General features: G+C 72.6%; 16 protein-coding genes. All 16 read right to left on the bottom strand.

The window, feature by feature from the left end:
• Positions 1 to 18 precede the first annotated feature (18 nt).
• The gene (locus tag BM242_RS18345) at positions 19 to 279 is read right to left on the bottom strand and encodes a hypothetical protein (RefSeq protein ID WP_093839962.1); all 261 of its coding nucleotides are present in this window, start codon (positions 277 to 279) and stop codon (positions 19 to 21) included.
• Between the two features lie 10 nt (positions 280 to 289).
• On the bottom strand, positions 290 to 805 hold the full coding sequence (locus tag BM242_RS18340) for a hypothetical protein (protein ID WP_139238366.1): 516 nt from the start codon (positions 803 to 805) through the stop codon (positions 290 to 292).
• A gap of 9 nt (positions 806 to 814) precedes the next feature.
• The gene (locus BM242_RS18335; RefSeq protein WP_139238365.1) at positions 815 to 4,324 is read right to left on the bottom strand and encodes a hypothetical protein; all 3,510 of its coding nucleotides are present in this window, start codon (positions 4,322 to 4,324) and stop codon (positions 815 to 817) included.
• A gap of 2 nt (positions 4,325 to 4,326) precedes the next feature.
• A complete protein-coding gene (locus BM242_RS18330; RefSeq protein ID WP_093839959.1) occupies positions 4,327 to 6,771 on the bottom strand; it encodes a phage tail tape measure protein in 2,445 nt (814 codons plus the stop codon).
• Positions 6,772 to 6,817: 46 nt separating this feature from the next.
• Positions 6,818 to 7,096: a DUF5361 domain-containing protein gene (locus BM242_RS18325; protein ID WP_093839958.1), complete on the bottom strand. Its 279-nt coding sequence runs from the start codon at positions 7,094 to 7,096 to the stop codon at positions 6,818 to 6,820.
• A gap of 38 nt (positions 7,097 to 7,134) precedes the next feature.
• Entirely contained in the window at positions 7,135 to 7,527 is a 393-nt protein-coding gene (locus BM242_RS18320; protein WP_093839957.1) for a hypothetical protein, read from the bottom strand.
• Positions 7,528 to 7,639: 112 nt separating this feature from the next.
• Entirely contained in the window at positions 7,640 to 8,206 is a 567-nt protein-coding gene (locus tag BM242_RS18315; RefSeq protein WP_093839956.1) for a phage tail tube protein, read from the bottom strand.
• A gap of 78 nt (positions 8,207 to 8,284) precedes the next feature.
• Entirely contained in the window at positions 8,285 to 8,701 is a 417-nt protein-coding gene (locus tag BM242_RS18310; RefSeq protein WP_093839955.1) for a hypothetical protein, read from the bottom strand.
• Positions 8,701 to 8,919 (bottom strand): hypothetical protein, encoded by a 219-nt coding sequence (locus tag BM242_RS18305; RefSeq protein WP_093839954.1) that lies wholly within the window; start codon positions 8,917 to 8,919, stop codon positions 8,701 to 8,703. The genes BM242_RS18310 and BM242_RS18305 overlap by 1 nt, the downstream gene beginning before the upstream one ends.
• A 2-nt stretch (positions 8,920 to 8,921) precedes the next feature.
• A complete protein-coding gene (locus tag BM242_RS18300; RefSeq protein ID WP_093839953.1) occupies positions 8,922 to 9,194 on the bottom strand; it encodes a hypothetical protein in 273 nt (90 codons plus the stop codon).
• A 21-nt stretch (positions 9,195 to 9,215) separates the two neighbouring features.
• Positions 9,216 to 9,584, bottom strand: a complete 369-nt coding sequence (locus tag BM242_RS18295) for a hypothetical protein (RefSeq protein ID WP_139238364.1) — start codon at positions 9,582 to 9,584, stop codon at positions 9,216 to 9,218.
• A gap of 3 nt (positions 9,585 to 9,587) precedes the next feature.
• Positions 9,588 to 10,229: a head-tail connector protein gene (locus BM242_RS18290; RefSeq protein WP_093839951.1), complete on the bottom strand. Its 642-nt coding sequence runs from the start codon at positions 10,227 to 10,229 to the stop codon at positions 9,588 to 9,590.
• On the bottom strand, positions 10,204 to 11,004 hold the full coding sequence (locus tag BM242_RS18285) for a hypothetical protein (protein WP_139238363.1): 801 nt from the start codon (positions 11,002 to 11,004) through the stop codon (positions 10,204 to 10,206). Before BM242_RS18285 ends, BM242_RS18290 begins: the two co-directional genes overlap by 26 nt.
• Positions 11,001 to 11,723: an FkbM family methyltransferase gene (locus tag BM242_RS18280; RefSeq protein WP_093839949.1), complete on the bottom strand. Its 723-nt coding sequence runs from the start codon at positions 11,721 to 11,723 to the stop codon at positions 11,001 to 11,003. The genes BM242_RS18285 and BM242_RS18280 overlap by 4 nt, the downstream gene beginning before the upstream one ends.
• Entirely contained in the window at positions 11,716 to 12,666 is a 951-nt protein-coding gene (locus BM242_RS18275; RefSeq protein WP_093839948.1) for a DUF120 domain-containing protein, read from the bottom strand. Before BM242_RS18275 ends, BM242_RS18280 begins: the two co-directional genes overlap by 8 nt.
• Positions 12,663 to 13,313: a glycosyltransferase family 32 protein gene (locus BM242_RS18270; protein ID WP_093839947.1), complete on the bottom strand. Its 651-nt coding sequence runs from the start codon at positions 13,311 to 13,313 to the stop codon at positions 12,663 to 12,665. Before BM242_RS18270 ends, BM242_RS18275 begins: the two co-directional genes overlap by 4 nt.
• Position 13,314 lies beyond the last annotated feature (1 nt).

The following is a 13,314-nucleotide window of genomic DNA, read 5'->3' as shown; positions in this document are numbered from 1 at the left end:
GTCGGCCAAGGACGGCAATCAGGCCGGTTCGGATCCGACCTCAACCCAGTACCGGGCGTAGTCGGCCGCATCCATGGACTCGTGGAAAAAACGGGGCCGCGGCGTGCGGATCAGCCAGTGCCCGACCGGCACGGCGTGATCCTGGTCATTGCTGCGGAACCGCAGCATCTGACCGTCGTCCGAGATCAGGTCGGCGTACTCCAGCCACTCGGTGACGATGTGCGCGCCGTTGGTGCCGTCGTACTGGATAGAGCTGTACCGCTGGGTGACTGCGGCCACGGGTCCTCCCTTATGGCTGGCCGGTGTAGGTGATGACGATCTGAGGGCGCGTGGAGCCGGGGCCGGTGTCCAGATTCCCGCCGCTGTTCTGGCCGGCCGCCAGCTCGACGTAGTCCCCGACCGCCAGCAGTACCGGCGTCACAGCCGCCGCCACGGTGTGAATCTGGCTCGTGGGGGTGATCGCGTCCCGGGACTGCGCCACCAGGGAGCCGTTGACGAACCATCCGCCCGCCCGCACGGTGCCGCTGGTCGATGCCACGAAGGACACGCGGCCTTCCAGGCGGTAGCGGCCGGCAATCTGGCAGGTGTAGCGCGTTGGCGCGCCCGCGTCCCACCCCTCCAGCGGGTCGAGCTCCACATCGTCCCAGGACAGGGCGTTGGCGGATGAGGGCGTCGCGCCGGTCGTGATGGACTGCGCGAGCTCCCGGCCCGCCTCGAACAGCACGGTGCCCGGCAGCAGCCACTGGTTGACGCGGCCGGCGGTCAGGGCCATGCCCGGGCGTGCCGGGCCCGGCGGTGTCGTCATCTGTGCCTCCTACAGGGCCACGATCATCGGGCGGGCGAGCCGCACATCTGTCCCGGCCGCGTGGCTCTTGCTGATGCCGTTGACAGAGCGGGACGCGGCGAACGGCTGGCCGGTGCCGACCAGTGCGCCGTCGGTGCCGGACAGGGTCAGCAGCCACACCCGGGAGTCGGTGATGCCGGAGCCGCCGGTGACGGTGACCTCCTGGGCGCCCGCGGTCTCCACCCGCCGCATCCACGCCCGGATACGGGAGGTGGCGCCGGTCGCGCCGCCCGACTCGGCGGCCAGGGTCCAGCCGGTGCCGGACGGCGGGGCCATCTCCCCGGCCGCGTCCTCGTCCACGGCCTGCACCGCCAGGAGCCACCAGCCGGCCGCGGTGCCTGCGGCGGTGGTCAGCTGCACGTCGTCGCCCGCGGCGTAGCCGGTCAGCGCCTCCTCCACCGTGACGGCGCCCGGCAGCGCCAGGGAGACCGCGGACCACGCGTCGGCGATGTCGAGCACGGCGGTGCGGGTGCCGGTCGCGCCGGCCCCGGCCAGTGCCTCGGTGGCCAAGGCCGCCGCCGAAAAGGACCCGGCTCCCTGCGAGACCTCGGTCATGCTGACGGGGATGGTGTAGGTGCCCGGCTCGAAGTAGCTGGCCCAGCAGCAGACCAGCAGCCCGGCCGCCGCCGCGGTCACGTCCGGCGCCACATGGCCGGTGGCTGCAGCCGCGTCTGCGTCCCCGCCCCCGGCCGCGGCGGGCAGCACCGTGTCCCGCCGCTCCCCGATGTTCGTGACCGTCACCACCTCGCCGCCGAGCGAGATGTCCACCGGCACATCCGCCGGGTCGGACTCCGAGCTGCCGGTGACCACCCAGTCCGGATCGGTCTGCGGGTCCACCCACAGCGTGCCGTCCGTGGCCGTCGCGGGCACCGCCAGCACCGAATCCTCGGCATCCAGGTGGTGCGGCGGGTCGGAAGGCGCCGGATCATCGCCCGCCAGCGTGCCGACCGTCCAGGGGCCGGCCGGGGAGCAGGCCGCGGTGGCGGACCACCGGGTGGGGGTGATCGTCTCGCTGATGTACTCCATCAGCAGATCGGCGCCCCCCGGGGGGTGCTGGGGCGGCAGGCCCGTGACCTGCACGCGGGTACCGGGAGCGGCGCTGAGCCAGTCCTCGGCGCGCTGAGGCGCCACGACCAGGTCGGTGGTGATGTCGGGGTAGCGCATCCCGGGCCAGGTCCCCAGGTGCACCTCCCAGGCGGCTATGTCGGGCAGGACATTGTCGGAGGCCACGTTGAGCTCACGGCCTCCGGACCGGAGGCCGGACTGGGCGATGTCGGCCGGGTCCTGGGCCAGGGCGCTCGCCCCGTCGGTGCGGGTCACGGTGACGCTGTTGCGGCGCCGCTGGTCGTCCAGTACCGGCTCGAACGGCTGCGCGATCTCGCTCGCGGGTGCCCCGTCGAGCGTGGCCCGCGCGTCCAGGGTCGCCGCAGGCCGGTTGTACAGCAAGTGGCGCGGCAGGTACTGCAAGCCCGCTACGGTGCGGCGCTCGGTCAGGATGCCGCCGTCGGCGTCGGCGCACTCCTGGAGCAGGTCCAGCAGGGTGGCCACGCGCTGCGGGCCCATCCGGGCCGACAGCGACGAGTCGCCCGGCACGCTGAGAGGGAAGCCCTCTTCCTGTGCCAGGCGCCGCATCCGGGCCAGCGCGGTCTCGCCCGCGTAGCCGTCGTCCGCGCCGTTGTAGATGGTGACGCCCGGGGCAGTCGAGCTGGTGCCGCCGACGGCCCATACAGCCAGGTGCCCGATGGCGGCGCCCTGGAAATCGCTGCCCCATGCGCCGCGCACCGCGCGGACGCTCCCGACCGTGGTGCCCGCCCAGATGGTGCCGGCGTACCAGTAGGAGCCGGCGGAGATGTCCCGCCAGGCTGCCCGCACATAGCAGTCGGTGCCTGCCTGGTAGGAGAAGAGCGCCAGCCGGTTCCAGGTGCCGGCGAAATCCGCCAGCGCGTCGGCGTCGGTGAACAGAAACTGGGCCACGACCGCATCGTCTTCGCCGAGGGCCTGCACCCTGATGCCGGCAGTGGAGCAGCGCACCCGCACCGCCTGCACGCCGCCGGACGCGGACTCCAGGTACAGCCGCAGCATGGTCTGTTCGGTGGCCGGCAGCGCCTCCAGCCGGTACACCATTTCGGCTTGCCAGCCCCCGGCCGCTGCGCCCTGGACGGTGCCGTACAGCCGGGTCGTGCTGCCCATGGTGGGCAGCGCGGCGGACCCGCCGAGGGTGTCATCGGCCGCCCAGGACACGCCCGTCAGCGACAGCGGAGCACCGTCGGGCAGTGCGGACGCAGCCTCGCCCCCCGTGTCGCGGCCGTCCTCCATGGGCCAGTACGCCAGGGGCGCCGGGTCGGCCGAGGGGATGCGGCGGCGCAGCGTGCTCTGGAGCGGCGGCTGGCCGGAGCTGAGGCGGCGCAGGACCCCGGCTACCGTGACCGCGACCCGTGCCTCGCCGGGGGTGCCCTCCGGGTCGTCGGGGTCGGACAGGTCGCCATACGGCCACGACGGCGCGATCTCCGCCACCTCTCCGGTGAGACGGCGCTGGTAGTCGGTGAAGCCGGCGTCACCCTGGATCTCCCACAGGTTGCCCTGCGGGTCGGTGAAGGACGTGGTGCCTGGATCGTGGGTGGTGAAGTCCGCCGCCGCCAGCACCGTGCCATCGATGCCGCTGCGCAGCTCGGCTCCGTACCAGCGGCCCGCTCCGCGCGCGAGACCCTGGGTGGACAGGTCCGCCAGCTCCAGGTCGGCCGCCCCGGAGGTGTTGATGGAGGTCGTACCTGACCCGGTGACCGGGCGCCCGAGGGGCACCCACGGGCCGCTGAGCGCCCCGGAGACGTAGAAGGCGACCGCATGGCCTCCGGCGCCGTCGTCCACATCCAGGGTGGCGCGCAGCGCGAACCGCTGCCCTGAGACATACGGCACCGCCTCGGGCCCGATGATCTCGGTGAAGTCTGCCCCAGTGGTGGACCACGTGAGCGTGGGCCGGCCGAAGCCGGACAGCAGCAGCCGCCACATCCGCGCGTTGGCCGCAGTGTTGTACCGGGCCATCAGTTCGTTGGCCACATTGGCGAACTGGGCGTCCTGCGCGGGGAGACGGTCGAGCGCCATCTCGACACGCACGTCCAGGTCACCGGCGACATTGAGCGCGGCAGACGACGCCACGCGCGCGCGAGACCCTGCCGTATCGGGCGCCAGCAAATGCGTGTCCCCGGCGCGCACCCACACCCGGGTCGGCACACCCAGCACCACATCCGGCCACCACGGCGAGACAGGATTGCCGGGGGTCAGCCAGCCCTCCGGGTTGTCCAGCATCACCGCGGCCTGCGCAGGCTGTGTCTCGCTGCCCCGATCGGGGCGCCCGAGAGAGATCGTGACCTGCTGCGCGAGCAGATGCCCGCGCGGGGTGGAGGTCACATCGGTCCACGTCCAGGACGCCGGGTCGGCGCCCGGGTCGGCGCCGAACGCCATCTCCACACGAATGTCAGGCACGCCTACCCCCTTCGGCCGCTGAGGCGCTGGACGTTGCCGCCGAGCTGGGTGTCCACCGCGAGCTGGATCATCTGCACCAGGAGGCGGGACATCTGCGTGCCGTCGGGCCGGATCACGAGCTGCGGGGGTGCGGCTGCGGCTCCGGCGCCGGCCGGGGTCATCGCGGCGTGCGCGGGCAGCCCCGGCACCGCCGCATCAGCCGCCATTCCGGCCGCGTCCCGGATGCCGCCCAGGCCGTCCCGGATGCCCAGCGCCAGACCGGCAGCCACCTGCCGACCGATCTGGTCCCGCATGTACTTCGACGGCGACGAGATGCCCAGCAGATCCTCGATCGGACCCGGCAGCACGGACTTCGCCCAGCCCACCACCTGGCTTTTCAGCCATCCGCCCATGGCCTGGATCCCGTTCCACAGGCCGCGCACGATGTTCAGGCCGGCCGACAGCAGCCACGTCCCGGCGCCCTTGAACGCGCCGACGACCCAGTCCTTGATGGCCACGATGCGGTCGCGGATGCCGCGGGCCCTGTCCCGGACGGCTTCGTAGCCCCGGCGCATCATCTCGGCGATCTTGTCTTTCACCCACCGCCAGGCCGCGCCGGTCCGCTCCGTGATGAACCGCCAGGCGGAGGTCACGAGGTTCTTGGCGATCGTGAACCCGGTCTTGAGGACGCGGTGCAGGATGTTCCAGGAGTTGCGGATGAGGCCGACGATGGCGTTCCAGGCGCCCTTGCCGATGGACTTCACGCCCTCCCACATCCGGGACCAGTCCCCGGTCAGCAGCCCTGCGAAGACATCGAACAGGCCCTTGATGATCTGGAAGGCTCCCTTGAGGATCTGCACCAGGCTGGACCAGTGCTCGCGGTACGCGGCGGTGATCTCGCCGCCCCACTGGGCCCAGATGTCACGGATGGCCTGCGTCGCGGTGGCGACCATGCTTTTCAGCTCGGTGACCGCACCCCCGAGCTCCCCCTTGCCGCCCGCCCACCACGCTCGGATACCAGACGCGAGGCTCGCCTTGTCGATCCCGGCGCCCTTGAACGCGGCGGCAACCCGGCTCTTGAGATCGGACAAGACCGGGATCAGCGTGCCGCCGACAAAGGTGACGAGGTCCTGCTCCAGGGTCCGCTTGAAAGCCTCCACCCGGTGCGCGGCGTTGTCCCGCAGAGTGTCGCCCATCTCCTGAGCAGCGCCGCCGACTTCACCCAGCGCCTTGACCGCGCTGGAGGGGTCCATGGATAGCAGCGCGGCCGCCATGTCCTCAGCCTTGGTGCCGAAAAGCTCAATGGCGATGGCGTTGCGGGTGGCCTCGTCCTCGATGCCGCGCAGCTCGTCAAAAACCAGGTCCAGCGCCTCGGCGGCCTCCGGGCCACCGGCCGCCAGCTTGGCCACCATCTCGTCCGCGTTCAGCCCCAGCGACTCGAAGCCACCGACGACGCGCTCGGCGCCGGCCACGGCCTCGATGGAGAACTCTTTGATGGTGTCCGCGACCACATCCGCGTCGCGGGCACCACCCTTCAGGCCCTGGGCAATCAGCCCCATGGCCTGCTCCCCGGACAGCCCCATCGAGCGGAACTGGGTGGAGTATTCCGAGAAGGTATCCAGCAGATCCCCGGCCTCGTTGCCGCCCAGCTGCACGCCGCGGGTGAGGATGTCCAGGGCCTGCGCGCCGTCCTCCGCCAGCCCCGTGCGGATCATCTTGCCGACGGCGCGGGCAGTCTGCCCGACGTCCTCCTCCATCAGGGTTGCGAGATCCGAGATGCTCGTCGACATCTGCTTGATCTGCGCGTCTGTGGCCTCCGGAGGCAGCAGACCGGCCCGCATCGTGGCCTGGATGGCGTCCGCCGCGCCCTGGAAGTCGGCCGTGATCGCCTCGGCGTACAGCTGCCCGGCGATCCGGCCGTAGCGCTGGGCCTGCTCCGGCGTCTCCCCGAGCTGGGCCTGGAGCCGGGAGGTGATGCGGCCCTGTTCCAGCCAGTCGGAGAAGCCCTTCACCAGCAGCGCGCCCGCGGCCACCGCCGCGGCGGCCACGCCGGCCTTCAGCGCGGTACCGAATCTGGACCCGGCCGCCTGTCCGGCCTGCGCTCCGGCGTCACCGGCCGGGCCCTCGATCTGGCGGACCCCGGCCTCGGCGCCTTCGGCGACCTCACGGCCGACTTCCTCGCCGATCTGGCGGCCGGTGTCGTCGAGCTCCCGCTCCAGTTCGCGTTCGATCTCCCGCCCGGCCTCGGTGCCGGCGCCGTCCACGGCCTGCTGGAGATCCCGCTCGATCTCCCGCCCCGCCCCAGTGCCGGTGTCGGCGACCTGCTCCTGAAGCTCCTGGCTGATCTCCCGGCCGGCTTCACGCCCGGCTCCGGAGACCTCCCGGTTGAGCACGGACTGGATCTCACGGCCGATACCGCGGGCGGTGGGGATGATACGGACGAAAGCGGTGCCGACCTCGGTAGCCACCCGGCCTCACCCCCTGCCTGCTCGGAGGCCAGCCAGCGAGGGCCAGTCAGGTGACGGACTTACGAGGCGGCCCGATCGAGGCGAGGTAGGCGGCGACCTGCTGCGGGGAGCGGGTGGTGCGGCCGATCCGGCGCCCCTTCTTGCGGGCCAGCGGGGACACGGGCTTGGGCCGGTTCCGCCCTTTCTGCCCGTCCCGGGACCGCATCCAGTTAGCGGTCCGCAGCGCATCGAGGATCAGCATCAGCAGGTGCTGGTCCAGGGTGTAGCCGTCGGCTCCGCACGCCTTGGCCAGCAGGCTGGTGGGGTCGGCCAGCAGGCCCCGCACGCACGCGGCCCATTGCGTGACCGGCAGCCGCTCGGCGTCTATGCCGCGGAGCGCGAGGTCCGCTTCCGCTGCGTGCCAGCGGGCCGGGTCGAGCGCGACGGCGAGCGCGAGCCGGATTTTCCCGGGTCACCTCCGGCCGCCTCTTCGGGCCGGTGGTTGACCCACGCTTTGACGATCTCGATGCTGACCTCCCCCGGGGTCTCCATCAGCGCCTGGTAGGCGTCCTCGGGCCAGAGGTCGGGCAGCCGGTCGAAGGAGGCGATCGCCGCCGCGTCGTCGTCTCCCTCGGGAAGGGACGCGACGAAAGCTTTCGCGGCCCCGATGGGCAGCGCGGTGATCGGCGGCACCGCGTGCTCGGTGCCCTTCCAGGTGAACGTGAAGTCCCCGCGGGCCGCGATTCGCGCGGCTGCCGCATCGGCGTCGTAGCCCATGACGTGCTCCCTTGCTGGTGTGCGGATGGGTGTGCGGAGGTGAGGGGGCTGCCCGGGGCGGGTCCGCACACCCGGCCCCGGGCAGGTCTGTGGATACGGCAGATGCGTGTGGTCAGGAGCCGAGAGACTCGCCCCACGCAGGGTCGTCCGACCACTTCACCGCGAGGTTGCCGTCCGTGTCGGGGTAGGCGGTGATGGTGATGGGATAGCCGATCGGCTCCCCGTTGGCGTACATCAGCTCGCCGCGCTCGGTGATCTCCGCGTTGCCGAGGTAGATCCGCTCGTGCTTGTCGCCGTCGATCACATCCAGCACCCACACACCCGGGTCGGCGGTCGGCGGCTTGACCTCCAGCTTGAACACCCCGGGCGTGGGCTCGGTCATCGTCGAGCCGCGGTGGAAAGTCTCCAGGGTGACGGTGTTGGTCTGGATGAGGGTGAAAGCCAGCGTCATCACGGACTCGGTGACGGCGGAGCGCACCACCGTGGCGCCCTGCCAGGCGACGATGTTGTCCACCGAGTCGTCGTGAGCCTCGGTCACCCCGTCCTCGGAGACGTAGCCCAGGCCCTCAAAGGCCGCGTCCAGGGCCGTCGTCGGGCCGGTCGGGGCGGCGGTTCCGGCAGGCGCCCGGTAGACCTCCCCGGTGATTCCCACCCTCACCTGGGTGGCGTCGAGCGTCATGGTGATGCACCTCCATGGGCGATCAGTCAGTTCTCTGGTCGCCCCGGGTGCGGCCGGGGGGAATGAAGCGTCAGCCGGTCAGGGCCAGATCGTGGGGGCGGGCTGGATCACCTGGTCCGCCCGCAGGTCAAGCTCGTAGGTCGCCCACACCCGCGGCGTGGTCGACTCCGGGTCATCAGCGTGCCGCGGGCCGAGGAACTCACCCACCCGGTAGCAGGTCACGCCGCCCAGGAGCGTGGTGCCGGACAACGCCCACACCGCTGCCCGCACCTGGAGGGCCAGGTCCATCGCAAGGTCGTCGGTGGTCTGCCACGTCCAGATGTCCAGCCGGGCCCGGTCCCGCACTGGGGGCAGCGCCGGGCCGCCGGCGCGCCGGACCTGCACCAGCGGTTCGCGCGGCGCGGACTGCTGCGGCACCCTGGCCGCCACCGCCACGGGGGCGACGACCGGGCCGAGGTAGGCGATGACCAGACCGGTCGCGTCGGGCCACGCCATCACTCCTCCACGGCCCAGGGCAGCCGGTCATCCACGGTCACCCGGTCCGCCAGGAGTGTCAGCGTCACCGACGGCATCTCGCCGGGCGCCACCCGCACCGTCACCGTGCCGTCCGCCACGACGTAGGGGAAGTCCTCGCCGTCGACCCGAAGCACCGCCTGCCGCCCCTGACCGACGACCTCGATGTGCCCGGGCACACGCAGCTCCGGGGTGTCCATGGTCAGTCCCTCGCCGCGTCGATCGCGCCGCCCAGCGGCCGGTGCTCCTCCTCGTAATCCAGCGGCACACCGATCACCGTGGCGCCCGCCCTCCCGCGGCCGGTGTAGGAGTCCGCGGCGATCCCGCCCGGATGGGCCGAAAGCACCCCCGGCGCACGGCCGCGGACCTGCTGCGCCACCGCCTCCGCACGCCGCTCCAGATCCTGCCGCACACCCTCGGAGCGCAGCAGCTCCCGCACCCCGCGCCCGTTCAGACGAAACCGCACACCGCTCATAGCCTGCCTCCTCTTGCGTCGTCAGCCGGTGAGGATCCGCAGGGCGACCTCGCTGTGGTGGAAGCCCCGCGGGGTGAACACCGGCGCCGGCGGCCCGTCGGTCTCGAACACCACCGCGCCCGCCGGCCCGCTCCACTCGTAGCGGTCCAGTGCCCGCACATCCGTATGATTGGTGATCAGCAGCCACTTCTCGCGCTGCGGGTCCCGGCCCTCGGTAATGCCGCCGGTCACAGCCTGCCGCTGGTCCTGCTGCAGCCACCCGGTGATCTCGGTGCGGGTCGCGTCCGGCCCGTAGTCCCACTCCTGCGACCCGTACCCGTCGGTGATTTCCACCGGGCGGACCTGCGTCAGGGTCTGCGGCATCAGGCCCGCGGGGATCGCGGTACTCACGCGTCACCGCGCCCTGGTCTGGATCGTCGTGGCGCGCACCCGGAAGTCCCGCAGCAGATCCCGGTCGTCCTCCGTCATGGACACCGTCGCCCCGGCCGCGCCGCCGCCCTGCTGCATCTGGTAGGAGTAGTTGCCGATCCGCTCGGACACCATGCCCGGCGCCAGCGACGGCGACAGCAGACTGCGCAGCACCATCGCGCACACCGCCTCGACCACCTGCTCCGGTATCGTGGCGTAGCCGTGGTCGTAGGTGACGCGGTAGGAGTCCACACCGCCCCACCCGGAGGACCACGACTCGGGCAGGCTCAGCAGCCACCCCTGATCGGGCGGCCAGATGTCGACCTTGTCCGCGCCGTCCCACGTCCACGCCCCGCCCGGGAGTGTGATGTCCGGGATCGTCTCCGCCCCGCCGAGGGCGACCACGGACGACACCGCGAGGACGGGCCGCTGCGGCAGCCGCACCACCGTGCCGACCGGCCGCAGCACCACCACGTCGCCATGGACGAGGTCGAACTCCTGCCGCGTATAGGCGCGGACCCGGGCCGATGCCCCCGCCAGCAGCGCGCCCGCCCGCGCCTGCTCCTCCGCCGTCAGCGGCCGGCCCAGCCGGGCCTCCAGGTCAGCCTGTGTTGCCAGCGCCGGCATCCGCGCTCACCACCCTCGGCCGGGCCGCGCGCGCCGCGCGGGCCTCAAGCCGCAGCCGCCGCGCCTGGATCTTCTGGTCCCGGCGTGCTTCCCGCACCTGCCGCCGCAGGTCACGCTCCTCCTGAGCGGCCCGGAAGGCCCAGGTGGACCACTCGACGTCCAGGCCCGAGGAGCCGTGCCCGATGAAGCAGTGGGCGTGCCGGTCCCCGGTGCGCCCGGGCACCAGGGAGGGGTTCTCGGCCACGCTGCGGTGGTCCACCAGGGACGGAATGCTGTACCAGCAGGCAATGCCCTGGTGGCCGTACCAGCGGGCGATGCGCTTGTCGTAGTTCGGCACGTCGGGGCGGCCGTCGCCCCATGCGACCAGGTCGGGGATGTGGGCTGTGGGGATGACCAGCGCCACGCCCCACCAGGGGCCTTCCATCTCCAGCCACGTCGCACCGGCCGCCCGGGCGCCCTCGATGGCCTGCGCCACCCGCGCCCGGTAGGGCCGCACCCGCCCCGTGTACAGGGCCACCGGCCGCTCCCCGGCCGCCTCCGCGGCACGAGCGGCGGCGGCGGCGAGGTCGCGGCAGACGACCGCATCGTCCTGCACCACCAGGTGGTGACTGGCCTGCGGGTCGTGGGCGAGGAGGGAGCGGCGGCCGGTGTCCCACCGGTCGTTGCGCTCGTCCCACACCACCGGCGCCTCCACGTCCAGCGCCGCGGTGAGCTCGGCGACGAAGTGCCGGCGCTTGGGGTGGGCCATCACCGCCACCGACAGGGACACGCTCACCCGTCCCACCTCTCCACCGCGGTCGCCACGCCTCTGGACTTGAAGCGCCGCGTCATCGAATAGCCCCACGGCTCCAGCACTTGCCCAAGAGCTTCGTGGGCTGTGCCGTTCCAGGCCTCGGCGAAGATGACCGGCCGGTCGCGGCGGATAGTGGCCTCCCCGCCGCGCAGCACCGCCGGCTCCATGCCCTCCACATCCGCCTTGATCAGGGAGACGCCGGTCAGGCCGTAGTCGTCCAGGCGCCGCACCGGCAGCTGGCCGCGGCCGGTTTCCAGGCGCCCCTTGCCCTGGTGCTCGGCCACCCCGTCCGCATCGCCGAGCGCGACCGCCTCCACCCGAATCTGCTCGCCGAGGTTGTTGAGCTGCACGTTGTGCCGCAGCTGCTGCGCCCACAGCGGCTCGAACGCCGCCACGTCCAAACCGCACATGACGGCGAACCACAGGCTGTGGTTGCCGAGGTTGGCGCCGGCATCGACCGCGGTACCGCGGAATTCCTCGGCGTAGATGTGCTCCAGGAGCGGCTGCTCATACGGCTTCCCGGCTTCCAGGCAGGCCGCGATCTTCCCCGGCCACGCCCACATCTGAAAGGACTTGCGGTGCTTGCGTAGGGTGTAGGTCTTGCCCTCCGGCACCCGCGCGTCGCGGGCGGCGGCGCGGCGGCGCACCCGCTCCCGCCGCGCGGCCCGCTCGGCCGGGGACAGGGACCAGCGGTCAACCATGGTCCGCTCCCTTCTCGGTGGTCTCGACGTCCAGGCGGACGGTGTCGCCGTCGGCCAGGGACAGCCGGTCCCGCAGACGGACGGGGGCGACGACCTCAATGCAGTCGGGGCCGTGTCCGCGGCCGGCCGGGTCCATGGCGTGGACCGCGAGCTTCCCGACCCACGCCTCCCAGAACCAGTACGGCCGGCTCTTGCCGCCGACGCGGCCGGGCCAGTTCACCGCCGGCGCCCCCAGGACGGGCGGCTCCTTGCAGCGCAGGTTCAGGCTGCCCGGGAACGGCTGGTAGCCCAGCTCCCGGTCCAGGCCCGCGGCGTGGAGGTGCGGGCGCAGCTTGCGCGAGCAGGTGCCCGAGCCGCCGAACACCTCGCCCTCCACCGTGCGGACGGTGCCGCGCAGCAGGTACATCGGCCGCATGTGCCGCGAGCCGTCCCGGCCGGTGCGCTCGAACTCGCCCAGCCTGCGCTCGGCCACCGCGGCGACCGCGTCATGAATCGCGGCCAGCTGGTGCCGGGCGGCGGCCGAGCGCAGCCACCGCTCGCCCGGGTGCGGCACCTCCACCACCGCCCAGCGCCGGCAGGCACGCACCTGCCGCAGCACCGCACGCCAGTCGCCGAAGTGGTGCAGCACCGACAGCGCCAGCACCACATCGTGCCGGGCCATGTGCCGCAGGCCGGAGGCGTCGACGCGCCGCACATACGGCGTGACCAGCGAACTGGCCGCCTGCGCAACCGCCCGGTCGGAGTCGATCGCGGAGACGCGGCAGCCGAACTCCTCCGCCGCCCGGGCCGAGAAGTAGCCCTGCGCCGCGCCCAGGTCCAGCACCGTGAACGGCTGCTCCACGGCGGCGAGGACTTCGCGGATCGGCTCCCACCGGTCCGCGCACTCCCGCTCCCCTTCGGCGACGGCCTGCCCGCCGCGCCACACAGGCTGATACGACGTCATCGCACACCTCCCCGCCGCCGGTCCCGGGTGTTCGCCCACCGGTGCCACGCGTAGGACCGCGACAGGTCGGGGGCCTGCCCGCGGTCCCGCGCGCGGTTGCTCTGCGGCCCGAACAGCTCCTCGTCCAGCACCGTCACGCCCTGCGGGTTCTGCTCCCACACGCGGGTGACGTGGTGCGGGCCGACCATCTGCGCCAACGGACGCCCCCGGTACCGGCTGACCGCGTCGGGGATGCCGGCGATGCACGCCCGGATCCACCGGTGCCCCGGCGGCGCACCGAGCACGCACTGCGTCAGCAGCCTGCGCCCGCCCGCGCCCCGGTTCGGCGACCACGGCACGAACGCCTGGTCTCCGACCTGCGCCAGCAGCGGCCCGAGCGGCCGCAGCGGCTGCACATCGGTGTCCACATACACCCCGCCATACTGGTCCAGCAGCTCCAGGCGCAGCAGGTCCGCCTGGAACCGCTTCCAGTCCCGCGGACACACCTCGCGCGCGGCGTCGAACAGGTCCTGGGTGGCCAGCACCGGAAGCTCGGCCGAGCTGCGCCACTCCCGGATCTCCCACCCCGGGTGCAGCTCGGCCCAGCGCCGCCCGTACTCCTCGAACTCCGGCGGCATCGGGTCATCCAGCCAGATACGGTGAAGCACC

The organism is Streptomyces aidingensis (assembly GCF_900112355.1).
GTDB classification, from domain to species: Bacteria; Actinomycetota; Actinomycetes; order Streptomycetales; family Streptomycetaceae; genus Streptomyces; species Streptomyces aidingensis.
This window is presented reverse-complemented; position numbering and strand designations above follow the sequence as displayed.